At 68.2% G+C, this 949-nt stretch carries 1 protein-coding gene; it reads right to left on the minus strand.

Annotation, left to right across the window (positions count from 1 at the left end):
* Positions 1–84 precede the first annotated feature (84 nt).
* A partial coding sequence (locus tag ABD225_RS15760) for an ISL3 family transposase (RefSeq protein ID WP_344087637.1) occupies positions 85–949 on the minus strand: 865 nt, incomplete at its 5' end.

The raw sequence follows: 949 nt of genomic DNA on the forward strand, positions 1-949 counted from the left end.
CTCGTCGATCACGCCTGCCCGAAGAATCCGCCCCCACGACCTTGACAACCAGTTAGGGAATCTCTTCGGACTTGAGTGTGGGGTTCATGGGATGAGTCCTCCTCCGACGAGGAGCATCCGAAGTCTGTAGTTTCGGCGGTTTCTGAAGCCTCTGGCCACCCTGCGGTGCAGCTCGATCAGGCCGTTGATGGCTTCGGCGCCGCCGTTGCTGGAGCGGCCTGTGTCGAAGTAGGCGAGGAACTCCCGGCGCCACTTGCGTAGGGTGCGGCCGAGGCGGGCGATCTCCGGGATCGGGCATTTTGGGAAGGACTTGAGCACGGCCTGGGCGGTCTTCTTGCCGGCGGCGAGGTTCTCGGCGGTGTAGGCGGAGCGGAGCTTGTGGATGGCTTGCCAGGCGATGGCGACCTCGTCGTGGCGGGGGTTGGCGGCGAACGCGGCGTCGATGCGGGCCTGCTGCTTCTCGCTCAGGTGCTCGAGCCCGAGGCGCAAGATGGTGCGGATGCCGTACAGCGGGTCGCCCTTGCGGCCGCGGTGGCCGTGGATGGCCTGTTGGACCCGGCGCCGGACCTCGTCCAAGGCTTGCATGCCGAGCTTGACGACATGGAAGGCGTCGAGGACGGAGGCGGCCTCGTCGAGCTGGTCGTCGATGGCGTTCTTGTACCCGTGGAACGTATCGAGCGTGGCGACCTCGATCCCGCACCGGAACTCAGGCCCCCGGTCCAGGAGCCACGCCTTGTACACCGGGCCGGAGCGGCCGGGGACCAGGTCCAGCAGTCGGGCCCGTACAACCATCTTCTCGGGCTTCTTCGGGTGCGGGTGGCGGGTCAGGTCGACCATCCCGGTCAGCTCCTTGGGGCCCCGCTTGGCGGTGGAGACGTGGTGCCAGTTGGGTCGGCCCGGGGCGCGGTGCCCGGATTGCTCGGGGTCCGTTTCCCCGGGCCGCCCGCCG

Origin of the sequence: Nostocoides veronense, assembly GCF_039531185.1 — a bacterium.
GTDB classification, from domain to species: domain Bacteria; phylum Actinomycetota; class Actinomycetes; order Actinomycetales; family Dermatophilaceae; genus Nostocoides_A; species Nostocoides_A veronense.